25 protein-coding genes are annotated in these 24,621 nt (G+C 66.4%); 16 read left to right on the top strand and 9 right to left on the bottom strand.

Going from position 1 to position 24,621, the window contains the following annotated elements:
• Positions 1-63: 63 nt before the first annotated feature.
• Together C6W92_RS03805 and C6W92_RS03810 are read left to right on the top strand one after the other, a co-directional pair.
• Complete coding sequence (locus tag C6W92_RS03805; RefSeq protein WP_347232781.1) at positions 64-2,328, top strand: PAS domain-containing sensor histidine kinase; 2,265 nt, start codon at positions 64-66, stop codon at positions 2,326-2,328.
• Positions 2,329-2,335: 7 nt separating this feature from the next.
• Positions 2,336-3,730 (top strand): sigma-54 dependent transcriptional regulator, encoded by a 1,395-nt coding sequence (locus C6W92_RS03810; protein ID WP_129431726.1) that lies wholly within the window; start codon positions 2,336-2,338, stop codon positions 3,728-3,730.
• A 16-nt stretch (positions 3,731-3,746) separates the two neighbouring features.
• Here C6W92_RS03810 and C6W92_RS03815 read toward each other — a convergent pair whose 3' ends face one another.
• Entirely contained in the window at positions 3,747-4,133 is a 387-nt protein-coding gene (locus C6W92_RS03815; protein ID WP_129431727.1) for a hypothetical protein, read from the bottom strand.
• Positions 4,134-4,188: 55 nt separating this feature from the next.
• On the bottom strand, positions 4,189-5,100 hold the full coding sequence (locus C6W92_RS03820; RefSeq protein WP_129431728.1) for a LysR family transcriptional regulator: 912 nt from the start codon (positions 5,098-5,100) through the stop codon (positions 4,189-4,191).
• Positions 5,101-5,397: 297 nt separating this feature from the next.
• Here C6W92_RS03820 and trkA point away from each other — a divergent pair, with 297 nt between their 5' ends.
• From trkA to C6W92_RS03850, 6 genes are all read left to right on the top strand, one after another.
• Positions 5,398-6,777, top strand: a complete 1,380-nt coding sequence (gene trkA, locus C6W92_RS03825; RefSeq protein WP_129431729.1) for a Trk system potassium transporter TrkA — start codon at positions 5,398-5,400, stop codon at positions 6,775-6,777.
• A 4-nt stretch (positions 6,778-6,781) separates the two neighbouring features.
• Positions 6,782-8,305, top strand: coding sequence for a potassium transporter TrkG (locus tag C6W92_RS03830; RefSeq protein ID WP_129431730.1), 1,524 nt, complete (start codon positions 6,782-6,784; stop codon positions 8,303-8,305).
• Between the two features lie 116 nt (positions 8,306-8,421).
• A complete protein-coding gene (gene hfq / locus C6W92_RS03835) occupies positions 8,422-8,661 on the top strand; it encodes an RNA chaperone Hfq (RefSeq protein WP_104018005.1) in 240 nt (79 codons plus the stop codon).
• 17 nt (positions 8,662-8,678) lie between these two features.
• Positions 8,679-9,941 carry a GTPase HflX gene (hflX, locus tag C6W92_RS03840; protein ID WP_241691060.1) on the top strand — a complete coding sequence of 421 codons (1,263 nt, stop codon included), beginning with the start codon at positions 8,679-8,681 and terminating at the stop codon, positions 9,939-9,941.
• A gap of 159 nt (positions 9,942-10,100) precedes the next feature.
• Positions 10,101-10,559, top strand: coding sequence for a cytochrome c (locus C6W92_RS03845; RefSeq protein ID WP_129431731.1), 459 nt, complete (start codon positions 10,101-10,103; stop codon positions 10,557-10,559).
• A 68-nt stretch (positions 10,560-10,627) separates the two neighbouring features.
• Entirely contained in the window at positions 10,628-10,783 is a 156-nt protein-coding gene (locus tag C6W92_RS03850) for a plastocyanin/azurin family copper-binding protein (protein ID WP_241691064.1), read from the top strand.
• Between the two features lie 30 nt (positions 10,784-10,813).
• Here the strand turns inward: C6W92_RS03850 and mnmA are convergent, their stop codons facing one another.
• A complete protein-coding gene (gene mnmA / locus C6W92_RS03855) occupies positions 10,814-11,959 on the bottom strand; it encodes a tRNA 2-thiouridine(34) synthase MnmA (RefSeq protein ID WP_129431733.1) in 1,146 nt (381 codons plus the stop codon).
• A gap of 124 nt (positions 11,960-12,083) precedes the next feature.
• Between mnmA and C6W92_RS03860 the strand changes: the two genes are divergently transcribed.
• The 5 genes from C6W92_RS03860 (at position 12,084) to C6W92_RS18130 (ending at position 17,674) form a co-directional block, all read left to right on the top strand.
• On the top strand, positions 12,084-12,362 hold the full coding sequence (locus tag C6W92_RS03860; protein ID WP_129431734.1) for a DUF1153 domain-containing protein: 279 nt from the start codon (positions 12,084-12,086) through the stop codon (positions 12,360-12,362).
• A 96-nt stretch (positions 12,363-12,458) separates the two neighbouring features.
• A complete protein-coding gene (locus C6W92_RS03865) occupies positions 12,459-13,175 on the top strand; it encodes a response regulator transcription factor (RefSeq protein WP_129431735.1) in 717 nt (238 codons plus the stop codon).
• Positions 13,176-13,243: 68 nt separating this feature from the next.
• The gene (ligA, locus tag C6W92_RS03870; RefSeq protein ID WP_129431736.1) at positions 13,244-15,376 is read left to right on the top strand and encodes an NAD-dependent DNA ligase LigA; all 2,133 of its coding nucleotides are present in this window, start codon (positions 13,244-13,246) and stop codon (positions 15,374-15,376) included.
• The gene (recG, locus tag C6W92_RS03875) at positions 15,373-17,463 is read left to right on the top strand and encodes an ATP-dependent DNA helicase RecG (protein ID WP_129431737.1); all 2,091 of its coding nucleotides are present in this window, start codon (positions 15,373-15,375) and stop codon (positions 17,461-17,463) included. Before ligA ends, recG begins: the two co-directional genes overlap by 4 nt.
• An 88-nt stretch (positions 17,464-17,551) precedes the next feature.
• Positions 17,552-17,674, top strand: coding sequence for a hypothetical protein (locus C6W92_RS18130; RefSeq protein ID WP_276308243.1), 123 nt, complete (start codon positions 17,552-17,554; stop codon positions 17,672-17,674).
• A gap of 277 nt (positions 17,675-17,951) precedes the next feature.
• On the opposite strand, the gene C6W92_RS03880 is transcribed toward C6W92_RS18130, so the two are convergent.
• Positions 17,952-18,407, bottom strand: a complete 456-nt coding sequence (locus C6W92_RS03880; protein ID WP_129431738.1) for an iron-sulfur cluster assembly scaffold protein — start codon at positions 18,405-18,407, stop codon at positions 17,952-17,954.
• A gap of 66 nt (positions 18,408-18,473) precedes the next feature.
• On the opposite strand from C6W92_RS03880, the gene hisI reads away from it, so the two are divergent.
• Positions 18,474-18,842 carry a phosphoribosyl-AMP cyclohydrolase gene (gene hisI, locus C6W92_RS03885; RefSeq protein ID WP_129431768.1) on the top strand — a complete coding sequence of 123 codons (369 nt, stop codon included), beginning with the start codon at positions 18,474-18,476 and terminating at the stop codon, positions 18,840-18,842.
• A gap of 22 nt (positions 18,843-18,864) precedes the next feature.
• On the opposite strand, the gene gluQRS is transcribed toward hisI, so the two are convergent.
• From gluQRS to C6W92_RS03900, 3 genes are read right to left on the bottom strand one after another with little or no spacing between them, the layout of a single operon-like run.
• Positions 18,865-19,698, bottom strand: a complete 834-nt coding sequence (gene gluQRS / locus C6W92_RS03890) for a tRNA glutamyl-Q(34) synthetase GluQRS (RefSeq protein ID WP_129431739.1) — start codon at positions 19,696-19,698, stop codon at positions 18,865-18,867.
• A 12-nt stretch (positions 19,699-19,710) separates the two neighbouring features.
• Positions 19,711-21,069 (bottom strand): methylenetetrahydrofolate--tRNA-(uracil(54)-C(5))-methyltransferase (FADH(2)-oxidizing) TrmFO, encoded by a 1,359-nt coding sequence (trmFO, locus tag C6W92_RS03895; RefSeq protein ID WP_129431769.1) that lies wholly within the window; start codon positions 21,067-21,069, stop codon positions 19,711-19,713.
• Positions 21,066-21,851 (bottom strand): enoyl-CoA hydratase, encoded by a 786-nt coding sequence (locus C6W92_RS03900; RefSeq protein WP_129431740.1) that lies wholly within the window; start codon positions 21,849-21,851, stop codon positions 21,066-21,068. Before C6W92_RS03900 ends, trmFO begins: the two co-directional genes overlap by 4 nt.
• A 58-nt stretch (positions 21,852-21,909) precedes the next feature.
• Between C6W92_RS03900 and C6W92_RS03905 the strand changes: the two genes are divergently transcribed.
• Entirely contained in the window at positions 21,910-22,347 is a 438-nt protein-coding gene (locus tag C6W92_RS03905; protein ID WP_104020491.1) for a PaaI family thioesterase, read from the top strand.
• A 67-nt stretch (positions 22,348-22,414) separates the two neighbouring features.
• Positions 22,415-23,212: a DUF2189 domain-containing protein gene (locus tag C6W92_RS03910; RefSeq protein ID WP_104020490.1), complete on the top strand. Its 798-nt coding sequence runs from the start codon at positions 22,415-22,417 to the stop codon at positions 23,210-23,212.
• Here the strand turns inward: C6W92_RS03910 and C6W92_RS03915 are convergent.
• The gene (locus C6W92_RS03915; protein ID WP_129431741.1) at positions 23,167-23,757 is read right to left on the bottom strand and encodes a TetR/AcrR family transcriptional regulator; all 591 of its coding nucleotides are present in this window, start codon (positions 23,755-23,757) and stop codon (positions 23,167-23,169) included. The genes C6W92_RS03910 and C6W92_RS03915 overlap by 46 nt on opposite strands.
• Positions 23,750-24,619 carry a polyphosphate kinase 2 gene (gene ppk2, locus C6W92_RS03920; RefSeq protein ID WP_129431742.1) on the bottom strand — a complete coding sequence of 290 codons (870 nt, stop codon included), beginning with the start codon at positions 24,617-24,619 and terminating at the stop codon, positions 23,750-23,752. The genes C6W92_RS03915 and ppk2 overlap by 8 nt, the downstream gene beginning before the upstream one ends.
• Positions 24,620-24,621 lie beyond the last annotated feature (2 nt).

Genomic DNA, 24,621 nt, shown 5'->3' on the forward strand with positions numbered 1-24,621 from the left:
TCGGCCTCGCCCCTAGGTTTCGTGGTGAGCGTGGCTGCGCCCACTGTATGATGGGAGAGGATCGTGGCGCTGGCGACACGCGGATTGCGCGCGGGCAGGCGCGGCTGGCTCGGGCCACGCCGGTTGCGGAAGTTACGCAACTGGGGGGCGTTCGGTCTCGTTCTTACCGGCCCGGCGCTGGCGGTGCTGACCTACATGGTGATGGGCCCGCTCGACCGCGGCAGCGGGTCGGGGGCGCTGCGGCTGGTGCTGCTGGCCGACATGATCTACGTGCTGATCGTCGCCGGGCTGGTGCTGCAACGGGTAGCGCGGATGATCGCGGCACGGCGATCGCGCTCGGCGGGATCGAAGCTGCACCTGCGTTTGACCGGCGTGTTCGCAGTGATGGCGATCCTGCCGACAGTGGCGGTGGCGGTGTTCGCGATGCTGTCGATCAACATGGGGCTGGAGGCGTGGTTTTCCGAGCGGGTGGGCCGCGTCGTGGACAGCTCGGTCGCCGCCGCCAAGGCCTACGAGGACGAACACCGCCGCGACCTGCTGGCCGATGCGCGGGTGCTCAAACGGGTGATCGACGGCACGCGCCGCGCCTCGGTCTTCATGAGCGATGGCGATATCCGGCAGGTACTGTCCTCGGGCCAGCGCGAGATCCAGCGCGGCCTCAAGGAAGCGTTCGTGATCGACGGCACCGGCGAGATCCGCGCCCGCGGCGAGCGCTCCTACCTGTTCGACTACGAGGAGCCGACCGCGGACCAGATCGCGCAGGCGCGCGAGCAGGGTGCGCTGGTGATCCGCGACTGGGATAATAACGAGTTCCGCGCGCTTCTACCGCTCGCCGCCTTTGCCAACCGTTTGCTCTATGTGAGCCGCACGGTGGATGGCGACATCCTCAGCCTACTCGACGAGACGCAGGAGACGGCGGCATTTTACAATCAACGCGAGAGCGAGCGGGGGCGGGTGCTGTTCGAGTTCGGGATGGTCTATTTCGGCTTCGCGCTCATTCTCATGTTGGCCGCGATCTGGCTGGGCATGTGGTTCGCCGAGCGGCTGTCGCGGCCCGTCGGGCGGTTAACCTCGGCGGCGCAACGGGTGGGCGAGGGCGACCTCGACACGCAGGTGCGCGAGGAGGCGGGCGATGACGAAATCGCCGAGTTGGGGCGCTATTTCAACCAGATGACCCGCCAACTCAAGGGCCAGCGCGACCGGCTTCTGGCCAACACGCGGCAAATTGAGCAGCGGCGGCGGCTGTTTGATTCGGTGCTTGGCTCGGTGTCGTCGGGCGTGGTCGGGCTCGATGCGCAGGGGCGTGTGACCTTCGTCAACCGCGCCGCCGAGCGGCTGCTCGACTGGCGCGAGGACCAGCAATCGCTGGCGTTGGCGGCAGCGGTGCCGGAATTCGGGGCGCTGTTTGCGCGGCTCAGGCAGAGCCACGGCGGCTTCGTCCAGGAGGAAATCGCGGTGACACGCGGGCGGCGGCAGGAGAACCTCCTGGTGCGCATGTCCACCCGGACGGGCGAAAGTGGACGGCGCGAGGGCTATGTGGTGGCCTTCGATGACGTGACCGAGCTGGTGACGGCGCAGCGCATGGCCGCCTGGGGCGACGTGGCGCGGCGTATTGCTCACGAGATAAAGAACCCGCTCACGCCCATCTCGCTCAGCGCCGAGCGCATCAAGCGCAAGTTTGCCCGGCAGTTGCCCGCGGAGGAGGCGGCCAAGCTGGAGGAGCTGACCGACGTGGTGGTGCGACAGACCGCCGACCTGCGGCGCATTGTCGACGAGTTCTCGAAATTCGCGCGGATGCCACAACCCAAGACACGGGTCGAAAGCCTGTCCAAGGTGCTGCGCGAAGCGGTCATGCTGCAGGAAACCGGCCAGCCTGACACGCACTTCGATCTGGCGCTAAGTGACGACGAGCTGATGGCCGAGATCGACGCGGCGATGATCGGGCAGGCGCTGACCAACCTCATCAAGAACGCGGGCGAGGCGATCGAGAGTCTGCGCGAGGCGGGTGCGCCCGAAGGGCATGTGCCGACCATCCGCGTCGAAAGCCGGGTAGAGGATGGCGTGGCGGTAATCGCCATTTCCGACAACGGGATCGGCTTGCCGCAGGACAGCGCCCGGCTGTTCGAGCCTTACGTGACCACGCGCGAGAAAGGCACCGGGCTGGGCCTGCCGATCGTCAAGAAAATCATCGAAGAGCATGGCGGCACGCTGGTGCTGGAGGATGCCGACGCTTTCGTCCCGGGCGCACATATCGGGGCGCGGGCGGTGGTGCGCATGCCGCTGCACAGCAGCGAACAGACAAATGAAAGGGCCCCTGCGGCCGAGTGAGGATGGTATGAGCGACATTCTGATCGTCGATGACGAGCGCGACATTCGCGAGGTGATCTCCGATATTCTCGGGGATGAGGGCTTTGATACCCGCCTCGCCGCCAATTCCGACGAGGCGATGGCGGCGATCCGCTCCGATCCGCCGGGCCTGTTGATCCTCGATATCTGGCTCAAGGACAGCCAGATGGACGGCATCGACATCCTCAAGTCGGTCAAGCGTGACCATCCGGACATCCCGGTCATCATCATCTCGGGGCACGGCAATATCGAGATCGCGGTCGCGGCGATCAAGCAGGGTGCCTACGACTTCATCGAGAAGCCGTTCAACATCGACCAGCTCCTCGTGGTGATCCGCCGCGGCATGGAGACGAGCCGCCTGCGACGCGAGAACCAGGCACTCCGTCGGCGCGAGAGCGCGCCGTCGCAGATGCTGGGCAGCTCATCCTCATTCCGCGCGCTCCTGTCGCAGCTCGACAAGGTCACGCGCTCCAACGGGCGGGTGATGCTCACCGGGTTGTCGGGCGTCGGCAAGGAGCTGGCCGCGCGCTACATCCACGCCAACTCGTCACGCGCCGAAGCCCCGTTCGTTACCGTCAACTGTGCCGCCGTCGCCGCCGAGCGCATGGAGGAGGTGCTGTTTGGCCACGAGGCTTCGGAGACCGGGATCGCGCAGGGGCTGCTTGAGCAGGCGAATGGCGGCGTGCTCTACCTCGACGAGGTGGCCGACCTGCCGCCCGGTACGCAATCCAAGATACTTCGCGTGCTGGTGGATCAGACCTTCCTGCGTGTCGGCGGCGGCGACAAGGTCAACGTCGATGTGCGGGTGATTTCCTCGACCAGCCGCGATCTCGAGACCGAGATCGCCGAGGGCCGGTTCCGGCGAGAGCTTTATCACCGGCTGAACGTGGTGCCGATCCGGGTGCCGGGGCTGGAAGAGCGGCGCGAGGACATCCCGCAACTGGCCGAACATTTCATCGGGTTGCTGCACGAAACGCAGGGCCTGCCGAAACGCGCGCTGTCCGAAGAGGCGGCCGCGTTGCTGCAGACGATGAACTGGCCCGGCAACATTCGGCAGTTGCGCAACCTGATCGAGCGGGTGCTCATCCTGGGTGAAGGGGGTGACGCGATCTCGGCGGCGGAACTGCCCGGCGAGGCCGCCACCCCGTCCGAGGGCGCGCGCGTGATCGTGTCGGGCAGCGTGGCCACCCTGCCGCTGCGCGAAGCGCGCGAGGCGTTCGAGCGGGAATACCTCGTGACCCAGATCAACCGGTTTGGCGGCAATATCAGCCGCACGGCGGAATTCGTCGGAATGGAGCGAAGCGCGCTGCACCGCAAGCTCAAGTCACTTGGCGTGGTGCCGCCCGCACGCAGCGACCGCGACGATACCGCCGCGGCCGAGTGATCGATCAAAGTGTGGATCAGAGGCAGTCGCGAAGCCGCCAGCCGCCCGCGTGCAACCGAAGCCGCCCGCCGCCGGTAAAGCTCAGCACCAGCGTGGCAAGCACCGCGGCGACGAGGTCGGCCTGCAGAGCGGTGCCGTCGCCGAAGAGCGCGAACGCCGCACCGCAGACCACCATGCCGATGATTGCCACGATACGGCTGTAGATGCCCAGCAGAAGCCACAGCGCCACCAGCGCGAAAAACACGGCCGCAGCGACATCGAGCACGCCGGTGCCGGTCTCGATCCTGAGCCCGAACGTGCCGAGCACCCCGGGCGAGAGGTGATTGACCACATGGGTCATGAAGAAGACCGCGAGCGATAGCCGGGCGACAAGGCCGACGGTCTGAATAAGTGCCTGTTGCATGACTGCCTCGTGTTCATGTCTTTTAAACCGAAGGTGCCGCCATACGGGACAACAATCAACCCTGAATTGTGTAAAGGCGCCCTTGCGTTTCCGGAAACTCCTCTGCCGCATTCGGCAGATCGGCGAGGTGCCGGCAAATCCAGTCGACCACCGCGCGCAGGTCAGCGTCCTCGCTCCGGCTTTCGTGGTAGATGAGGTAGAGATCGCGCGTGGCATCAAGGCCGCTTCCCGGCACGCGGACGAGATCTGGCTCGTGCGCGGCCATAACGGCGGGTAGAACGGCGGCCAGCCCGAGGCTGTGCATCGCCGGTATCACCTGTGCGAAACTGTCGGCCTTGAGAATGGCGTCACTGCCGAACCATGCGCGACGGGCCTCGGCATACTGAGCGCTATAGCGGTCGGTGAGGCTCGCCCAGCCGTCTCCCTTCTCCCAGCCGCGCGGGGCGTAGAGCGCGAAGGGAAACGGGCCGCACCGGCGGGTCTTGAGCCGTCCCGTCTCCGGGAGGTTGAAGACGAGCGCGACATCCGACATGCCCAGCCCGGCCTCGTAGACGCGGCTCTCGAACACCGGGCGCAGATGGGCGCGCTCCTGCCACAGCTCTTTCACGGCAGGCACGAGCACATGCGAGATGATCGACGGCAGTGCGCCGATGCGAATGTCCCGGGCCTCGTCCGGGGTACTCTCGCTCACGCGGCTCAGCTCGGAAAAGATCATCCCGTCCGCATGCTCGAACGCCTCTATCAGTGAGGACAGGCGCGGGTTGAGAAGCCAGCCGCCATCGGATTTCACGAAAGGCGAGATACCGAGTTCCTCACGCAACCGCGCGATCTGCCGCGAAACGGTGGAGGTGGTGGTCTCCAACTCCTCGGCGGCGCGCGTCATGGACCCGCAACGATGCACGGCGAGCAGCACGCGCAGATCGTCGAACAGGCGGGCATAAGACAATTTCGAGCGCGAGGTCGCCAATCGGGTTTCTCTCCTTTCACGTATGACGGCATGATGACAGCCGTCCGGTCAAACGGGTCGCATATGGCACGCGTTTCACTGTATACAAGTGCATCCAATGCATGGCGGCCATGACATGACGCGATGGCGGGGCCAATGGAATGGCGCGGGCCGCACTTCCATCTTGCGCGGGTAGCGCAGCGCCTGCCACCTGTGCAGACGCATAGGAACGCGCCATGGCGGCAAGCCGGACAAAGCGATTGACCGGTCTGCGGGCTTCTGTCATGCAGCAGCTTCAGTCAGGTCGGGACAAGCGGCATGAAGGTTATAATCTGCGGCGCCGGTCAGGTAGGCTGGCAGATCGCACGCCACCTGTCGGGCGAGAACAACGACGTCGTCGTGGTGGACAACAACCCCGAGTTGGTGCGGCGTGCCACCGATACGCTTGACGTGCAGGGGGTGGTCGGCTTTGCCTCTCACCCGGACGTGCTCGACCAGGCGGGGGCGGGGGATGCCGAGATGGTTATCGCCGCGACCTATTCCGACGAGGTCAACATGGTCACCTGCCAGGTGGCGCATTCGGTCTTCGGTATCCGCCGCAAGATCGCGCGGCTGCGCAGTCAGACCTATCTCGACCCCGCCTATGCCGATCTCTATCGCCGCGACCACATGCCCATCGACGTGATGATCAGCCCCGAGCGCGAAGTCGCGCGCGCCGCGCTGCGGCGGCTGGCAATGCCGGTGGCGTTCGACACGGAAATGTTCATGGGCGGCGAGGCGCAACTTATCGGCCTGCGGCTCGACGAGGATTGCCCGGTACTCAACACGCCACTGCGGCAGTTGAGCGACCTCTTTTCGACGTTGCGGGTGGTGGTGCTGGCGGTGCGGCGCGACGGGCGGCTTTTCGCGCCGGAATCCGGCGATCAGCTTTTCGAGGGCGACGATTGCTATCTCTTCGCGCCGGTCGAGGATGTGCCGCGCACGCTCGAGGTGTTCGGCAAGGCGCAGACCCGTCAGGAACGCGCGGTCATCATCGGCGGCGGCAATATCGGCCTGTCGGTGGCACAGGCGCTGGAGACGCGGACCGGCGGGCGCATCCGCGCCAAGGTGATCGAAAAGGACCGCGCCCGCGCCGAACGCGCCGCCGACGCGCTCGAACGGACCATCGTGCTTCACGGCGATGGGCTGGGCGCGGCAATCCTCGCCGAGGCGGGCATCGCGCGGGCCGATGCAGTGCTTGCCGTCACCGACGACGACAAGACCAACATGCTCGCCGCCGTGCGCGCCAAGGCCGAAGGCTGTCCCTTTGCCATCGCGCTGATCAACGATCCCACGCTGGTGCCGCTGATGGAGCCCTTGGGCATCGACGCCTACATCGATCCCCGCGCCACAACGGTGAGCTCGATCCTGCGCCATATCCGGCACGGCAAGGTGCGCGGCGTCTATTCGGTGGGCGATGCCGAGGGCGAGGTGCTGGAGGCTGAGGTGCTCGACACCTCCTCGATCGCCGGGGTGGCGCTGCGCGACGTGGATTTCCCCGAGGGCGTTTTGGTGGGCGGCGTGCGCAAGGCAAAAGGGATCGTCAAGCCCACCGGCTCGATGCGGCTCGAGGCGGGCGACGTGGTGGTGATCTTCGCGCTGGCGGCGGATGTGGCGGCGGTGGAACGGCTGTTGCAGGTGTCAGTGGACTATTTCTGACGTCATGACCGCGCGGCTGCTCAGATTCCCGCTATTCCTGATCCTCACGGGGATCGCCGCCCTGATGATGATGCTGCCGGCGCTCGACGCGCTGATGCGCGACGATACGAGTGTCGCGCGAGCGTTCTTCTACGCCGGGCTGTTGGGGCTTGCGGCGGTGATCTCGACCGGGCTGGCGATCTCGGGCCACGTGGCGGGGCGCGAGCCCACCGATGCGCAGCATCTGGGCTCGCTGCTGCTGGCCTATCTCTTCCTTCCGCTCTACCTCGCACTGCCCTTCTACGAGGGCGTGCAGACCACCACCTTTCTCAACGCCTATGTCGAGATGATGTCGAGCCTGACCACCACAGGGGCCACCATGTTCGATGCGCCGGGGCGGCTCGCCGACAGCCTGCACCTGTGGCGCGGCCTCGTCGGATGGGGCGGTGGGTTGCTGATCTGGATATCGGCGTCGGCGGTGCTTGCACCGATGAGCCTCGGGGGCTTCGAGGTAACGGTGCGCGCCGAGCCGGGGCAGGACGATGCGATGCTTGGCCGCTTTCAGCGCGCACTGCCTTCGCGGCGTGTGGCACAGGCGGCGCGCGTGCTGACGCCGGTGTATCTGGGACTCACACTCGTGTTGTGGATCGCGCTGATGGCGGGAGGTGAGCGCGCCTTCGTGGCGCTGATCCACGCCATGTCGACGATGGCGACGAGCGGCATCTCGCCGGTCGGCGGGCTGCACAACGGGGCCTCGGGGCTGGGCGGCGAGATCGCGATATTCCTGTTTCTCGTCTTTGCGCTGTCGCGCCTGACATTCTCCTCGGACACCGTGCCGACGGCGCGGCCCGGCCTCGTCAACGACCCCGAATTCCGGCTGGGACTCGTGCTGGTGATGACGGTGCCGCTGGTGCTGTTCGCACGGCACTGGATCGGCTCCATTGAGCTGGCGGAGCCGGCGCACCCGGTCGAGGCGCTGCACGCGCTTTGGGGGGCGGTGTTCACGGTGCTGTCCTTCCTGTCTACCACGGGGTTCGAGAGCGCCGACTGGCAGGCATCGCGCGCGTGGTCGGGGCTGGGTGCGCCCGGCCTCATCCTGATGGGGCTGGCGATGATCGGCGGCGGCGTGGCGACCACGGCGGGCGGCGTGCGGCTGTTGCGCGTCTACGCGCTCTACCTGCACGCGCATCGCGAATTCGAGCGGCTGGTTCATCCCTCCTCGGTGGGCCGCGCCTCGGGGACGGGGCGGCGCATCCGGCGGCAAGGGGCCTACATCGCCTGGATATTCTTCATGCTCTTCGCGTTGACCCTGACCGCCGTGACCGCGGCTCTGGCCGCCGCCGGGCTCGATTTCGAGGCGGCGCTGATCGTCGCACTGGCGGGGCTCTCGACCACCGGACCGCTGATTACAAGCGCCACCGAGGACCCCATCCGACTGATCGAGCTGGGCAGCTTCGGCAAGCTGGTATTCTCGGTCGCGATGGTTCTGGGGCGGGTCGAGACGCTGGCGCTCGTGGCGCTCATCAATCCGGCGGCGTGGCGCGAATGAGCGGCGCCCGAAATTCGTGCTGGAAACTCGGCCCGCCTCGGGACATACTCGCCCTGACCTGAGGAAAGCCTGGTGCCGGATACGGTGCCTGCGAGAAAAAAAGGGCAGGGGATGTAATGGCTTCGGATCGTCAGAGTTTACAGGACGCGTTTCTCAACCATGTGCGCAAGGGCAAGATCCCGGTCACGATCTTTCTCATCAACGGCGTGAAATTGCAGGGTGTCATCACCTGGTTCGACAATTTCTGCATCCTGTTGCGGCGCGACGGTCAATCGCAGCTTGTCTACAAGCACGCGGTCTCGACCATCATGCCGTCGCAGCCGATTTCGCTCTACGAGGGCGACGGCGAGAATTGAGGGAACATGCTCGCCCCGTGACCCGGGCCCTTGTCCTGCATCCCGATATCGACTCCGGTACCGTCGGGCCCGCGCGCGACGCCGCGCTGGCCCTGGAGGAGGCGGTGTCGCTGGCGCATGCGCTGCCCGACCTCGAGGTCGTGGATGCGCGGGTCGTGCGCCTGCGCAAGCCCGATGCCGGGCGGCTCTTTGGCAAGGGCAAGCGCGAGGAGCTGAAGACAGCGATCGCCGCGGCGGAGGCGGATCTCGTGCTGGTCGATGGCCCGCTCACCCCTGTACAGCAGCGCAACCTCGAGCGCGACTGGGACATAAAGATTCTCGACCGCACCGGGCTGATCCTAGAGATTTTCAGCGACCGTGCCGCCACCCGCGAGGGCGTGTTGCAGGTCGAGATGGCGGCGCTCAGCTATCAGCGCACGCGGCTGGTACGCGCCTGGACCCACCTCGAACGGCAGCGCGGCGGCCTCGGCTTCGTCGGCGGGCCCGGCGAGACACAGATCGAGGCCGACCGCCGCGCCATCGACGAACAGCTCGTGCGGCTGCGCAGGCAGCTCGACAAGGTGGTCAAGACACGAACCCTGCACCGCGCCGCGCGCGCCAAGGTGCCTTATCCCATCGTCGCGCTGGTGGGCTATACCAATGCCGGGAAATCCACGCTGTTCAACCGCCTGACCGGGGCCGAGGTGAAGGCAGAGGACATGCTCTTCGCCACGCTCGACCCGACGATGCGCCGCGTGGCGCTGCCGCATGGCGGTCCCGAGGTGATCCTCAGTGACACCGTGGGCTTCATCAGCGATCTGCCGACCGAACTGGTCGCGGCCTTCCGTGCCACGCTCGAAGAGGTGCTGGAGGCCGATCTCATCTGCCACGTCCGCGACATCTCGCACCCCGAGACCGAGGCGCAGGCACGCGACGTCGAGACCATCCTCGACAGCCTGGGCGTGGCAGAAGAAACCCCGCGCATCGAGGTCTGGAACAAGATCGACCGGCTGGACGCGACGGCCCGCGACGCCGCGCTGACGCAGGCCGCGCGAAGCGAACACGTTCAGGCGGTCTCGGCGGTCACCGGGCAGGGGATCGAGGCGCTCGTGGCGACCATGTCCGAGGCGCTCGCCGAGACGCGGCACCTGAGCGAGCTGCACCTGCGATTCGATGACGGGCGCCGACGGGCCTGGCTCTACGAGAACGATCTGGTGGAGGATGAACAGCAGACCGAGGACGGCTTTGCCCTCACGGTGCGCTGGACGGCCCGGCAGGAGGCGCGTTTCCGCGAGATGTGAGGCGACAGAGGGCCGCGATTGGACGTGCCTCACGGTATGTCTTGACCTTCCAGCGCTGGAGACATGTCTGTCTCACCGAAACACGGGACCGCGTCGTCGCGGCGCCAAGCGGGCGAGCACGGCGACCGGTCCCGGCAGAGGCAAGAAAGCAGGTGAGAGATGAGCAAACTCGGCTGGATGATCGCGGCTGTGCTGGTTGCGGGGGCTGGTGCGTTCGTTTGGCAGAGCACACGTACCGGGCCAGGCCCGACCGGGCATTCCATGACCCCGCCCGACACCTCGGACATCGCGGACGGCGCGGCCATCGTCGCGGTCAGCGTGCCGGACGACTTGTCGTCCCTGGCGCAAATGGGAGAGCGCGCCTTCAACGCGAAATGCGCAGCCTGTCACGGGGGCGATGCCGCAGGTCGCGAAGGCAAAGGCCCGCCCCTGGTGCACAAGATTTACGAACCCAGCCATCACTCGGACATGGCCTTCGTGATGGCGGCTAAGAGTGGTGTCAGGTCGCATCACTGGCGCTATGGAAACATGCCGCCGGTGGACGGCGTGACAGATGCCGACGTGAAGGCGATCACCGCCTATGTGCGCGCCCTTCAGAAGGAGAACGGGATTTTCTGATGGATTCGGCGCGACGCATGGGGGCGGCCGCCCGGCTTGGCTGTGCGTGTTCGCGCCAGGCCGGCAAGATGTATGATCATGCCAACAGCGTTCTGTTGAAGCCCGGCCAGACCGCCAGGGTGACGTGGACGTTCGGCGAAAAGTCAGAGCTGGGTTTTGCTTGCAACGTACCGGGGCATCGCGCGGCCGGCATGGTCGGAGATATCACCTTCGCGAGGCCCTAGGCGTGGTTCGACGGCCCGGGATCGGGCGTGTTAATACCCGCGCCAGATCCAGCCGCCACCCAGCACGCGGCTGTCGCCGGTCTCGTAGACCACGCAGGCCTGCCCGGGCGAGACGCCTTCCTCGGGGCTGAGCAGTTCCACCTCGGCCTCGGTCTCCGACAACGGGCGCAGCACCGCCTCGCGCGGCGGGCGGGTCGACCGCAGCTTGACAGAGACGTGCCACTCGGACCGTGCGGTGATGGGCGCGTCACCCAGCCAGTTGATCTCGCGCACCGGCACGGTGCGGGTGGCCAGCATCTCCTTGGGGCCGACGATGACGCGGTGCGCGTCGACATCGAGCCGTACCACGTAGAGCGGCTCATCGAGCCCACCGATGCCGAGCCCGCGGCGCTGCCCGATGGTGTAATGAATCACCCCTTTGTGCGTGCCCAGAACACGCCCGTCCGCATGGACGATCTCGCCCGGCTCGGCAGCACCGGGGCGCAGCTTCTCGATCACGCCGGCATAGTTGCCGTCGGGGACGAAACAGATATCCTGGCTGTCAGGCTTGTCTGCCACGCGCAGGCCGTGGCGCGCAGCCAGCGCTCGGGTCTCGTCCTTGGACGCGAGATGGCCCAGCGGAAAGCGTAGATAGGCAAGCTGCTCCGGCGTCGTCGAAAACAGGAAATACGACTGATCGCGGCCTGCATCGGCGGCGCGGTGCAGTTCGGGGCCCTCTGCGCCCACCTTGCGCTGGATGTAATGGCCCGTCGCCATGCAATCGGCATCGAGATCGCGGGCGGTCTCCAGCAGGTCGCGAAACTTGACGCGCTCGTTGCAGCGGATGCAGGGCACCGGCGTCGCCCCCGCGAGGTAGCTGTCGGCGAACTCGTCGATCACCGCGTCGCGAAACACCGATTCGTAATCGAGCACGTAATGTGGAAACCCCATCTCCTCGGCCACGCGGCGCGCGTCGTGAATATCGCGCCCCGCGCAACACGCGCCCTTCCTGGCCAGCGCCGCACCGTGATCGTAAAGCTGGAGTGTCACGCCGACCACGTCGTACCCCTCAGAGGCAAGTTCTGCCGCCACCACGGACGAATCGACACCGCCCGACATCGCGACCACAACCCGCGTATCGGCGGGCGGTTTCGCGAAACCGAGGGAATTCAAGGGTCTGTTCTCGTCGAGGGGCATTATTGTCTCCGCAGCGTATCCGGCGGAATATAGGAAAATCCTAAGCACTCTCAAGGCCCGGTTTCACCCGCCGTTAAACCTGTACTCGCATCATCGGGTCCGCATCAGCGAAGGGGTGAGAGTGATGTATCTGAAGAAAGTGGACGGGCCAAGGGCGGTGACGTTGCCGGATGGCAAGGTATTCAGCAGGGCCGATCTGCCACCGCCCGACACCGCACGATGGGTGGCCTCGCGCAAGCTCGCGGTGGTGCGTGGAATCTCCCTTGGGTTGATTTCCCGGGAGGACGCACTGCGCACTTATGGATTGACTGAGGAGGAGCTTGACGGCTGGACGCGCGCTGCAAAAGAAAACGGTTTAAACGGTCTGAAAGTGACTTTTGACAAGAATGCGATACAACCATAGCATGTGTTAGCAAAATGTTCCGCGGTTGGTAACGCGCGATTAACCATTTCTGTTCAGTGTTGTGAACATGTCGATGCGATCGAACGGAGAAACGTTATGCGTGTATTGCTTGTCGAGGATGATCCCACCACCTGCAAGAGCATCGAGATGATGCTGAGCCATGCCAACCTCAATGTCTACACCACCGATCTGGGGGAGGAGGGGATCGACCTCGCCAAGCTCTACGATTACGACCTGATCCTGCTTGACCTGGGCCTGCCGGACATGAACGGGCACGAGGTGCTGCGCCAATTGCGCATGGCACGGATCGCGACGCCGATCCTGATCCTGTCGGGCTCCGACGATACCGAGAACAAGCTCAAGGGGTTCGGCTTTGGCGCGGATGACTACCTGACCAAGCCATTCCACCGCGAAGAATTGGTGGCGCGCATCCACGCCATCATCCGCCGCTCGAAGGGGCATTCACAATCAGTGATCCGCACAGGCAAGATCAACGTCAATCTCGACGCCAAGACCGTGGACGCGGGCGGACAGACGGTGCACCTGACGGGCAAGGAGTACCAGATGCTCGAGTTGCTCTCTTTGCGCAAGGGTACGACGCTCACCAAGGAGATGTTCCTGAACCATCTCTACGGTGGCATGGACGAACCCGAACTCAAGATCATCGACGTGTTCATCTGCAAGCTGCGCAAAAAACTGGCCGAGGTCACCGGCGGCGAGACCTATATCGAGACGGTCTGGGGCCGCGGCTACGTGCTGCGCGATCCCGAGCCCGATATCCGCGACGGCACGGCCCTGGCGATCGGGGCCTGAACGGCGGCATCTGGACCTCGCCGCGCGCGCACCCTATCACGTCAGACGGGTGACCGCGCGAGGGGGCGATGAGCGACCAGACCGACCAAAGTGCTGTTGAGGAACTGACCGAGGCACAGGCGAAGGACGAGCTTGCGCGGCTCGCGCAGGTGCTGGCAGAGGCCGATGCCGCCTACCACACCGACGACGCGCCGGTGATGAGCGATGCCGACTACGACGCGCTCAAGGCCCGGAACGTCGCCATCGAGGCGCGCTTTCCCGGTCTCAAGCGCGCCGACAGCCCCTCCGACCGGGTCGGCGCCGCCCCCGCCGAGACCTTTGCCAAGGTGCGCCACGCGCAGCGCATGCTCAGCCTCGGCAACGCGTTCTCCGATGACGAGATCACCGAGTTTGACGCCCGCATCCGGCGCTATCTCGGGCTCAACGACGACGCCCCGCTGGCCTATACCTCGGAGCCGAAGATAGACGGGCTCAGCCTCAGCCTGCGCTATGAGGCCGGTCGTCTCGTGCAGGCGGCGACGCGCGGCGATGGTGAAACCGGCGAGAACGTCACCGCCAACGCCCGCACCATCGACGATATCCCCGAGACGCTCGAGCGTGCGCCCGACCTGCTGGAGGTGCGCGGCGAGGTCTACATGAGCCACGAGGATTTCGCGGCGCTCAACGCGCGGCAGGCGGACCAGGGCGCCAAGACCTTCGCCAACCCGCGGAACGCCGCCGCCGGATCGCTCCGGCAACTCGATCCGGCGATCACCGCCGCACGCCCGCTGCGCTTCTTCGCCTATGGCTGGGGTGAGCTTTCCGCGCCACTGGCCGAGACGCAGATGGGCGCCATCGAGCGGCTGGCCGCGCTCGGCTTCGTCACCAACCCACTCACCACGCTTTGCGACGGCCCGCAGGAGTTGCTCGCGCATTACGCCCGGATCGAGCAGGCGCGCGCCACCTTGGGCTATGACATCGACGGCGTGGTGTGCAAGGTCGATGACCTCGCCCTACAGGCGCGGCTCGGCTACCGCGCCACAACGCCGCGCTGGGCCATTGCCCACAAGTTTCCAGCCGAACTGGCCTGGACCCGGCTCGAGGCCATCGACACCCAGGTGGGGCGCACCGGCGCGCTCAGCCCGGTGGCGCGGCTGGCGCCGGTGACTGTGGGCGGCGTCGCGGTCTCGAACGCCACGCTGCACAACGAGGATTATATCGCGGGCCTCGATTCCGGCGGACAGCCTATTCGCGACGGCAAAGACATCCGCGTGGGCGACTGGGTGCAGGTCTATCGTGCCGGCGACGTGATCCCCAAGATTGCCGATGTGGACCTATCCAAGCGGCCCCCGGATTCAGAACCCTACGCCTTTCCCGCTGCCTGCCCGGAATGCGGCAGCGACGCCGTGCGCGAACCGGGCGATTCGGTGCGCCGATGCGTGGGCGGCCTCGTCTGTCCCGCGCAGGCAGTCGAGCGACTCAAGCACTTCGTCTCCCGCGCGGCCTTCGACATCGAGGGGCTCGGCGCGAAACAGGTGGAGGCGTTTTACCGCGACGGCTGGATCGCGGAGCCCGCCGATATCTTCACGCTCAAGGACCGTTACGGCCCCGGCTGCCTGACTCAGCTCAGGAACCGCGAAGGCTGGGGCGAGAAGAGCGCGAAAAACCTCTTCGAGGCGATTGATGAAAAACGGAAAATCCCCTTCGGGCGGCTTCTCTTCGCGCTCGGTATTCGCCATGTGGGCGAACAGGCGAGCAATCTCATCGCGCGCAATTACGGCCGCTGGGACGCATTTACCGCCGCGATGGACGCCGCCGCCGGCCTCGACGGCCTCGAATGGGAGCGGCTGCTGGGCATCGACGGGGTGGGCGAGGTGATGGCGCGCAGCCTCGTTCAGACCATGACCGAACCGCATGAGCGCGCCGGCATTGAGCGGCTGGTGGCTCATCTGGAGGTGGAGGAGGCCGAGGTCCCCGATACCTCTGGCAGCCCGGTAGCGGGCAAGACCGTCGTCTTTACCGGCACGCTCGAGCGGATGACACGGGCCGAGGCCAAGGCACGGGCCGAGGCGCTGGGGGCCAAGGTCTCGGGCAGCGTCAGCGCGCGTACCGATCTGCTGGTGGCCGGGCCCGGCGCCGGCTCGAAGGCGAAGAAGGCCGCCGATCTCGGTATCGAGGTGCTGGACGAGGACCAATGGCTCGCTCTCATCGGGGCCACATGAGCACCCGGCCGGAGATCCTGTTCCCGCTGTTTGCCGGGATCGAGACGCTCGAGGGGGTGGGGCCGAAAACCGCAAAGCACCTCGCCGCGCTTGACATCACGCGCCCGCGCGACCTGCTCTTCACCCTGCCGCATTCGGGGGTGGACCGCCGCCGCCGCGCCACGGTGCAGGGTGCGGAGATTCCCGGCGTGGTCACGGTCGAGGTGGTGGTGGGCCGTCATCACGCGCCCGCGCGCCCCTCCGCGCCCTATCGGGTCGTGGTAGAGGATGCGGCGACGAGCTTTCAGCTGGTGTTCTTCCGCGCCCGCGAGGATTACCTGCGCCGCCTGCTGCCCACCGGTGCGCGGCGGATCGTGTCGGGCAAGGTGGAGCTTTTCGACGGGGTGGCGCAGATCGTCCACCCCGATCACGTCCTGCCGGTGGAGGAGGCAGGCGACATTCCCGATTTCGAACCGGTCTACCCGCTCACCGCGGGCCTGACGCAACGGGTAATGGCCAAAGCCGTGCACTCGGCACTGGCGCGCGCGCCGCAGCTCGACGAGTGGATCGACCCGGCACAGAAGGCACAGGCGGGATGGCCCGACTGGCGCGAGGCGATCGCGGCGGCGCACAGGCCGAGCGCGCCGGGCGATCTCGCCCCGTCGGCCCCGGCGCGCGAGCGGCTGGCCTATGACGAGCTGATGGCGCACCAGTTGACGCTGGCGTTGGCGCGCGCGCATCTGCGCCGGGCCAAGGGTCGCGCGACCGTGGGCACCGGGGCCCTGCAGGCGCGCGTTCTGGACGCGCTGCCCTACCGGCTCACCGGCGCGCAGACCCGCGCGCTGGCCGAGATCGCCGCCGACATGGCCGCCAATGCCCGGATGAACCGGCTGTTGCAGGGCGATGTCGGCGCGGGCAAGACACTGGTCGCGTTCAAGGCGCTGCTGATCGCGGTCGAGGCAGGCGGGCAGGGGGTTCTGATGGCCCCCACCGAGATTCTCGCACGCCAGCATTTCCAGGGTCTCCAGCCGCTGGCAGAGGCGGCTGGCGTGCGCATGGCCATCCTCACAGGGCGTGACAAGGGGGCGGCGCGCAGCACCAAGCTTGCCGCGCTTGCGGGCGGAGACACCGATATTCTTATCGGCACTCACGCGGTCTTTCAAAAGGATGTGGATTTTGCCGACCTGCGCCTCGCCGTGGTTGACGAACAGCACCGCTTCGGCGTGCGCCAGCGGCTGGAACTGGGCCGCAAGGGCGCGCAGGCCGATGTTCTGGTGATGACCGCGACACCGATCCCGCGCAGCCTCTCGCTGGCGCAATACGGTGACATGGACGTGAGCGTGCTGGACGAGAAGCCACCCGGGCGCAAGCCGATCACCACCGCGCTCGTCGGCATGGGGCGCATGGACGAGGTGGTGGATCACCTCCGCCAGGCCATCAGCGAGGGGCGGCAGGCCTACTGGGTCTGCCCGCTGGTGGAGGAAAGCGAGGCGGTAGACCTCTCGAGCGCCGAAGAGCGGTTCCGCCGGCTGCGCGCGGCGCTGGGCGACGGGCGCGTAGGGTTGGTGCATGGCCAGATGCCGCCCGAGGACAAGGACGCCGCGATGGCGCGTTTTCAGCGTGGCGAGACGGCGGTGCTGGTGGCCACCACGGTGATCGAGGTTGGGGTGGACGTGCCCAATGCCTCGATCATGGTGATCGAACGCGCCGAGAGCTTCGGCCTCGCGCAATTGCACCAGCTGCGTGGGCGGGTGGGGCGCGGCAGCGCCGCCTCGACCTGCCTGCTGATGTACCAGCCGCCGCTGTCCGAGGGCGGGCGGCGCCGGCTCGAGACCATGCGCGAGACCGAGGACGGGTTTCGCATCGCGGAGGTGGATCTCGAGATGCGCGGTGCGGGCGATCTCATCGGCACCGCGCAATCCGGGCTGCCGCGGTTTCGCGTCGCCGACCTGGAATCTCAGGCCGCGCTCATGGCCGTGGCGCAGTCGGACGCGCGCAAGCTTCTCTCCGACGACCCTGGGCTGGCCTCGCCGCGCGGGCAGGCGGCGCGCAGCCTGCTGTGGCTGATGGAACGCGATCAGGCGATCCGGCTGATTTCCGTGGGATGACGGTTTGTTCTCATTTGTTCTTATAATGTTCTTGACACATATCGTGCAATTGTGAGAACAATCAGGCAACATCAGATTGGAGGTCCGCATGTTACACCAGATCAAGCTGTCTGCCGCCCGCGCCGGTGACACGATCATTGGCGATGCCGTGGGGGCCTGCGCGCTCGCTGTCATGCTGGTGGGGGCGCTCTATTTGCCGGCCCTGGTCTGAAGAATTCGTTTCTGCCTGCCGTTGCGCGGCCCTGTGGAGCCCCCTGTCCCAAACGGGCTCCGACGCCTGCCTGTCCCTAGCTTTTGGGGGCTGCCTCTTGCCCCCGGTGTCCGCGACAGGGCCGCCCACGGCCACTACCCGCCGCCGTTCCTCTTGGAACGAGCGGCGGTTTTTTTGGTGGATGGCGAGACTGTTTGGGCGAGTGACGGGGTCAACGCAGCGCGGGCGTTCGGCAGCAGGTGGTGCGCCCGTTACCGCCCGGGCCGCCTGGCACCTCTCAGGCGCAGGGGCTGCGCGCCGCGATTTCGTCCATCGCTTCGGTCGTCGCCTCGAGCGTGAGCAGGATCGAGGCGTGGCGATTCTTGTAGTCGCGCGCGGGACGCAGCACCTCGAGCCCGTCGAAGGGCGCGGGCGGGGTTGGTCCGTCTTCCTTGAGCATCGCCTTGAGCGCGTCGCGTGCGGCCGCGATCTCTTCGCGCGTGCACCCGACGATGTTCGCTCCAACGACACTCGCCGCCGCCTGCCCGAGTGCGCAGGCCTTGACCTCGGCGGCATAGTCGCTCACCCGACCGTCCTCGCAGCACAGATCGACCGTCACGGTCGAGCCGCAAAGCGGCGCGCGGCGACGCACGGTCGCCTGCGGATCGCCGAGTCGCCCGTGCCGCGGGATGTCCGCCGCTAGCGCGAGGATGCGCGCGGAATAGAGCTTGATGAGGTCGGTCTCGCCGCTCATGGCTTTTCCTTCTTGCCGATGCCCCATAGATAGTCGGACGAGCCGCAGATGCAAAAGGATTTTGTCATGCCCTTCGACCCCGCCACGCTGCGATACGACGCCAATGGCCTCATCCCTGCGATCGCGCAGGAGCACGAGACCGGCGAGGTGCTGATGATGGCGTGGATGAATGCCGAGACCGTCGCGCGCACGCTCGAGACGGGCCGCGTGACCTACTGGAGCCGGTCACGACAGGCGTTCTGGATCAAGGGCGAGACGTCTGGCCACGTGCAGGACCTCGTTGAGATGCGCGTCGATTGCGACCATGATTGCCTGTTGCTGCTGATCCGTCAGACCGGCCCCGCCTGTCACACCAATCGCCGCTCGTGCTTCTACACCGCGCTGCGCGGGGGCGAAGAGACCGAGATCATGGCGCCGATGGCAGGGCCGGACTGAGTATTTTTCGCAGGGTGACGCCTCAGAGCCCCACTATGTTGCGGATATCCTGAGGGGTGGCTCCGGCGTCGCGATAGGTGGCGATGGCGCGGGCATCGTCGCGCTTGGCCAGCCGCTTGCCCGTCTCGTCGCGAATCAGCCGGTGGTGATGGTAGGCGGGGGTCGGCAGGTCGAGCAGGTGTTGCAGGGTCACGTGGATTTGCGTGGCCTCCGCGAGGTCTTGGCCGCGGATCACGTGGGTGACGCCCTGGTCGGCATCGCCGAGCACGACAGAGAGGTGATAGGACGCGCCCATGTCGCGACGTGCGAGCACCACGTCGCCCACCGTCCGGGGCAGGTCATGCGGGGTGACGATTTCGCCTTTCTCCTTGTAGACCAGCGGGTTGGTCAGCATCGCGCAGGCGCGCGCCATGTCGAGGCGCAGGACCGCGTCCCCGGGCATCGGCCCGGTCGAAGGGCTGGCAGGGCGACAGGTGCCCGGATAGATCACCCCGTCGGGGCCATGCAGCGGCGCGCCTTCCTGCGGCGCCGAGGCGGCGGCGCGGATGTCGGCGCGGCTGCATGAGCATGGGTAGAGAAGCCCATGATCCCAAAGCACTTTCAGCGCCTCGCGGTAGCGCGGAAGGCGGTCCGACTGGTGCATCACGGGCCGCGGCCAGTTCAAGCCCAGCCAGCCCAGGTCGTCGAAGATTTGCGCCTCCCATTCCGGGCGGCAGCGGCTCTGGTCGAGATCGTCGATGCGCAGCAGGAAAGTGCCTGCGCGCGCGCGTGCCATGTCATGGGCCAGCAACGCCGAAAAGGCGTGACCAAGGTGCAAGGGGCCGGTCGGCGAAGGCGCGAACCGGGTTATGAACATCGCGACAAAGGGTTACGAGGCACAGCTAATCTCGTCGATCGCGAGCCAACCCTGCCAAGCCGCCTTGGCGCGGTCGGTATAGGCCTTGTAGCGGTCGCGCCGCCCGCGCCGCCCGCCCTTGAGCCCGTCTACGGGCCGGAACAGGCCGAAATTGACGTTCATCGGTTGAAACGTCTTGGCATCCGCGCCACCGGTGACGTGATGGACGAGCGCGCCCATTGCGCTGTCTTGCGGCACCGGGGGCAGGGCAAGGCCCTTGATCTCGGCCGCGGCGAGCCGCCCGGCGACGAGCCCCATGGCGGCGGATTCCACGTAGCCCTCGACGCCGGTGATCTGCCCGGCAAAGCGGATGTGGGGCCGGGCGCGCAGGCGCAGCCGGTCGTCGAGCAATGTCGGTGAGTTGAGGAACGTGTTGCGGTGAATGCCGCCAAGCCGCGCAAAGCGCGCGTTCTCCAATCCTGGAATCGTCCGAAAAACAGCAGTTTGCGCGCCATACTTCATCTTTGTCTGGAAGCCCACGATATTGTAGAGCGTGCCAAGCGCGTTGTCGCGGCGCAATTGCACCACGGCGTGCGGTTTCACGTCCGGCGCGTGCGGGTTGGTCAGGCCCACGGGCTTCATCGGGCCGTGGCGCAACGTCTCGCGCCCGCGCTCTGCCATCACCTCGATGGGCAGGCAGCCGTCGAAGTAATTGGCGGTTTCGCCCTCGTGGAACTCGGTCTTGTCGGCGGCGAGAAGCGCGTCGATGAAGGCGTTGTATTGGTCCTTGTCCATCGGGCAGTTTAGATAGGCCGTGCGTTCGTCTTCGGTCTCGCCCTTGTCATAGCGCGACTGCATCCACGCCCGGGACATGTCGATGCTGTCGAAATGCACGATCGGCGCGATGGCGTCGAAGAACGCGAGCGCGTCGGTGCCGGTCTCGCGGGCGATGGCCTGTCCGAGCCCTTGCGAGGTCAGCGGTCCGGTCGCGATGATCCAGTGGCCATTCTCGGGAAGCTCTGTGATTTCACCGGGTTGCACGGTGATTTTCGGGTGCTGCGCGAGCCGCTCTGTTACCGCGCGCGAAAACGCGTCGCGATCCACGGCGAGCGCACCACCGGCAGGAAGGCGGTGGCGGTCGGCCATCTCCATGATCAGCCCGCCCGCCGCGCGCATCTCCCAGTGCAGGAGACCCACGGCGTTCTGCTCGTCATCGTCCGAGCGGAACGAGTTGGAGCACACCATCTCGGCGAGGTCGCCGGTGCGGTGTGCGAAGGTGCCCACGCTTGGGCGCATCTCGTGGATCACCACCGGCACGCCCATGTTTGCGGCCTGCCACGCGGCCTCCGAGCCTGCCATGCCGCCGCCGACGATATGCAGCGGCCCGGTCATTGCTGCCATTCGGGGGGGCGCTTTTGCAGGAAGGCGTTGATTCCCTCGTCGGTATCACGGTCGAGCATGTTCTCGACCATTACCGCGCCGGTATGGGCATAGGCGTCATCGAGCCCCATCTCTACCTGCTCGTAGAAGGCGCGCTTGCCGATGCGCACTGCTGTGCCGAGCTTGGCGGCGACGGTTTCGGCCAGCGCCATGGTCTCAACCTGCAGGTTCGCGGGCTCAACCGCACGGTTGATGAGGCCAAGCTCTTGCGCACGGTCAGTTTCGATGAACTGTCCGGTGGTGAGCATCTCGAAGGCTTGCTTGCGGGGCACATTGCGGCTGAGTGCAACCATCGGCGTGGAGCAAAAGAGCCCGATATTGACGCCGTTGACGCCAAAGCGCGTGCCATGCGCCGCCACCGCCATGTCGCAGCTTGCCACGAGCTGACAGCCGGCAGCGGTGGCGATGCCGTGCGGTGCGGCGATCACCGGTTGCGGCAGGTTGCGGATCGCCGTCATCACGGCAGTGCAGCGCGAGAAGAGGTCGGCGAAATAGGCGCGGCCCTTGTCCTCGGATTGGCGCGCGGCCTGCATTTCCTTTAGATCGTGTCCCGCGCAAAATGCCTTGCCCGCGCCTGTGAGGGTGACCACCCGGATCGAGTGATCCTCGGCCAGCCGCGCGAACTCGGCGCTGAGCGCCGCCAGCATCGCGTCCGAGAGCGCGTTAAGGTTGCCCGGTGAATTCATGGTGAGCCGCGCGATTGCGCCGCTGTCATCGCGGTCGAGAATTGCCATCTTGTCTCCCTTTCGGTGTTGTGGCCATTCTGGCACGAAACCGGGCAGGGAGAAAAGCATGACCGTCACGATGGACGCCGCCGAGCTCACGCATTTTCTCGGGCGGGAATTTCCGCAGGTGGCTGAGGATTTCGTCATCGAGGAAGTGGGCGAGCGGCGCATCCGCGTGCGCCTCGCAGTGGGCGAGCGACATTTGCGGCCCGGCGGGACGGTATCGGGGCCGTCGATCTTTGCGCTGGCCGACGTGGCGGTCTATCTCGGGCTTCTGGCGATGATCGGCCCCGAGGCGCTGGCCGTGACGACGAATTGCTCCATCGACTTCATGCGCAAGCCCGCGGCGAACACCGACTTGATTGCCGAATGCCGCCTGCTCAAGGTCGGCCGCGTGCTGGCCGTGGGCGAGGTGCTGATCTTCTCCGATGGAGTAGACGCGCCGGTGGCGCGCGCGAGCCTGACCTACTCGATCCCGCCGAACCCCGGCAGCGGCAAAAGCTGACTTCCAATTCGATCTTTGCGGCTGGCCCGGCCTTGGCTACCCTCCTCCCGGCAGAGGAGGATTGCCGATGACCGAAACGCAGACACGCCCGTTCGGCGTGCCGGAAATGGGGGAGGTGCGATTCGCCATGCTGGGCGAGGCGCTGCGGCGGGGCTGGGCGGACATGCGGCGCGCGCCGGGTTACGGACTCTTGTTCGCCGGGGTCTACGTGGCAATCGGGCTGGCGATGGCCGGGGTGACCTGGGCCACCGGCAAGAGCTACTGGCTGATCCTCGCCGCCGTCGGCTTTCCATTGGTGGGGCCGTTCGCGGCGGTGGGGCTCTACGAGGTGAGCCACCGGCTGAGCGAGGGCCGCCCGTTGGTGGCGGGCGAGATATTCGGGGTGATCGCGCAGCAGCGGCGGCGGCAACTACCCTCGATCTGCGCCATCATCATCATGGTGTTTTTGTTCTGGTTCTTTCTCGCCCACATGATCTTTGCCCTGTTTCTCGGTCTCTCGACAATGACCAACGTATCGTCATCGTTCGACATCTATTTCACGCCACAGGGACTCTCGATGCTGGTGGTGGGCACCGGGGTGGGCGCGTGTTTCGCGCTCCTCATCTACGCGATCACGGTCGTTTCTCTGCCGCTGCTGCTCGACCGAGAGGTGGATTTCGTCACCGCCATGCTCACGAGCCTGACCGTGGTGATGGAGAACCCGGTGCCGATGCTCGCCTGGGCCGTGCTTGTTGCGGGGCTGACGTTCCTGGCGCTATTGCCGGCGTTCCTGGGGCTGTTTGTGGTGCTGCCGCTTCTGGGACACGCCACATGGCATCTCTACCGGCTGGTTTGCGAGGCGGGAGGACCGAGCCCCGAGAGATAGGTATCGAGAGCGCGCGACAACGTCGCCCGTGCCTCGGGCGGATCGGTCAGCCCGGCGGAATTGCGCAGGTAAAGCTCTACCACCCCGTGGCTGAGCGACCAGATATGTGCGGCGACCTCCTCGACATCCGCACAGAGCCCGTCGCACGCGCCGTGCAGCAGGTCGCGCGCGCGCCCAGCCGCCTCGGCCAGCGCTGGGCGGCGGGCGAGGTCGATGCCGCTTTCGAACATGGCGATGTAATGGCCCGGATAGCGCTCGGCAAAGGCGAGATAGGCCCGCGCCATCGCCCGCACGCGCGGTGCGCCGCGCTCGGCCGACACGTCCGACAGCATCCCGGAGAACAGCTCGTACCCTTGCCGCGCCGTTTCGGCCACGAGATCGTCGCGCCCCGCGAAATGGCGGTAGATAGCGGCGGGTGTCACGCCCGCGTGCCGCGCCGCCTCGGACAGGGTAAAGCCCTGCGGCCCCTTTGCCACGATAAGCGCGAGCGTCGCCTCGACGAGGGCTTCGCGCAGGTTACCGTGGTGATAGCCCTGCTTAGCCATTCCAGATGTCGGGGCCGCCGATGATCGCTGGATCGGTCTCGCCCACCGCCGACGGATCCTTGCGCGCATAGTCGATTTGCGACAGGACGTGGCGGATCGCCGCCACGCGCGCGCGCCGCTTGTCGTCCGAGCGCACCACCGTCCAAGGCGCGTGGTCGGTGTGGGACCGCTCCAGCGTCTCGGCGATGGCGGTGGTGTAGTCAGGCCATTTCGCCAGCCCCTCCACGTCGATCCGGCTCAGCTTCCATTGCTTGAGCGGGTTGCTTTCTCGGGCGAGGAAGCGGCGCAACTGTTCGGCGCGGCCGACATTGAGCCAGAACTTGAAAAGGTAAATCCCCTCGTGCACCAGCATCCGCTCGAAATCGGGCACCTGCGCAAAGAAATACTCGCGCTGCTCGTCGGAGCAGAAGCCGAAGACATGTTCGATCACGCCGCGATTATACCAGCTCCGGTCATAGAACACGATCTCGCCCCCGGCGGGCAGGTGGTCGATATAGCGCTGGAAATACCATTGCGTCGCCTCCTTGTCAGAGGGCTTGGGCAGGGCCACGACGCGCGCGCCGCGCGGGTTGAGATTGGCGCGAAAACGCTTGATCGTGCCACCCTTGCCTGCCGCGTCGCGCCCCTCGAACACGATCGCCACCCGGGCGCCGGTGCGGCGCGCCCAATGCTGGAGCTTGACCAGCTCGATCTGGAGCCGGTCGAGATCACGCTCGTAGGTTTTGCGCGCCATGCGCTCTGAATAGGGAAAGCCGGGGTCGAGCACGTCGTCCTTGTCGGCGCGGGTGATCGCGTCGCGCACCTCGCGCGGCGCGTCCTCGTTAAAAAAGGCGCTGATCGCGCCGTCAAAGGGCAGGTCCATGC

This window comes from Roseovarius sp. A46, from assembly GCF_004126395.1.
Lineage (GTDB): Bacteria > Pseudomonadota > Alphaproteobacteria > Rhodobacterales > Rhodobacteraceae > Roseovarius > Roseovarius nitratireducens.

Bases quoted from the DNA above. Each gene is read 5' to 3' on its own strand.
- C6W92_RS03810 (WP_129431726.1), top strand. From the start codon at position 2,336: ATGAGCGACATTCTGATCGTCGATGACGAGCGCGACATTCGCGAGGTG.
- C6W92_RS03815 (WP_129431727.1), bottom strand. From the start codon at position 4,133: ATGCAACAGGCACTTATTCAGACCGTCGGCCTTGTCGCCCGGCTATCG.
- trkA (WP_129431729.1), top strand. From the start codon at position 5,398: ATGAAGGTTATAATCTGCGGCGCCGGTCAGGTAGGCTGGCAGATCGCA.
- C6W92_RS03830 (WP_129431730.1), top strand. From the start codon at position 6,782: ATGACCGCGCGGCTGCTCAGATTCCCGCTATTCCTGATCCTCACGGGG.
- hfq (WP_104018005.1), top strand. From the start codon at position 8,422: ATGGCTTCGGATCGTCAGAGTTTACAGGACGCGTTTCTCAACCATGTG.
- C6W92_RS03845 (WP_129431731.1), top strand. From the start codon at position 10,101: ATGAGCAAACTCGGCTGGATGATCGCGGCTGTGCTGGTTGCGGGGGCT.
- C6W92_RS03850 (WP_241691064.1), top strand. From the start codon at position 10,628: ATGTATGATCATGCCAACAGCGTTCTGTTGAAGCCCGGCCAGACCGCC.
- mnmA (WP_129431733.1), bottom strand. From the start codon at position 11,959: ATGCCCCTCGACGAGAACAGACCCTTGAATTCCCTCGGTTTCGCGAAA.
- C6W92_RS03860 (WP_129431734.1), top strand. From the start codon at position 12,084: ATGTATCTGAAGAAAGTGGACGGGCCAAGGGCGGTGACGTTGCCGGAT.
- C6W92_RS03865 (WP_129431735.1), top strand. From the start codon at position 12,459: ATGCGTGTATTGCTTGTCGAGGATGATCCCACCACCTGCAAGAGCATC.
- ligA (WP_129431736.1), top strand. From the start codon at position 13,244: ATGAGCGACCAGACCGACCAAAGTGCTGTTGAGGAACTGACCGAGGCA.
- recG (WP_129431737.1), top strand. From the start codon at position 15,373: ATGAGCACCCGGCCGGAGATCCTGTTCCCGCTGTTTGCCGGGATCGAG.
- C6W92_RS18130 (WP_276308243.1), top strand. From the start codon at position 17,552: ATGTTACACCAGATCAAGCTGTCTGCCGCCCGCGCCGGTGACACGATC.
- C6W92_RS03880 (WP_129431738.1), bottom strand. From the start codon at position 18,407: ATGAGCGGCGAGACCGACCTCATCAAGCTCTATTCCGCGCGCATCCTC.
- hisI (WP_129431768.1), top strand. From the start codon at position 18,474: ATGCCCTTCGACCCCGCCACGCTGCGATACGACGCCAATGGCCTCATC.
- gluQRS (WP_129431739.1), bottom strand. From the start codon at position 19,698: ATGTTCATAACCCGGTTCGCGCCTTCGCCGACCGGCCCCTTGCACCTT.
- trmFO (WP_129431769.1), bottom strand. From the start codon at position 21,069: ATGACCGGGCCGCTGCATATCGTCGGCGGCGGCATGGCAGGCTCGGAG.
- C6W92_RS03900 (WP_129431740.1), bottom strand. From the start codon at position 21,851: ATGGCAATTCTCGACCGCGATGACAGCGGCGCAATCGCGCGGCTCACC.
- C6W92_RS03905 (WP_104020491.1), top strand. From the start codon at position 21,910: ATGACCGTCACGATGGACGCCGCCGAGCTCACGCATTTTCTCGGGCGG.
- C6W92_RS03910 (WP_104020490.1), top strand. From the start codon at position 22,415: ATGACCGAAACGCAGACACGCCCGTTCGGCGTGCCGGAAATGGGGGAG.
- C6W92_RS03915 (WP_129431741.1), bottom strand. From the start codon at position 23,757: ATGGCTAAGCAGGGCTATCACCACGGTAACCTGCGCGAAGCCCTCGTC.
- ppk2 (WP_129431742.1), bottom strand. From the start codon at position 24,619: ATGGACCTGCCCTTTGACGGCGCGATCAGCGCCTTTTTTAACGAGGAC.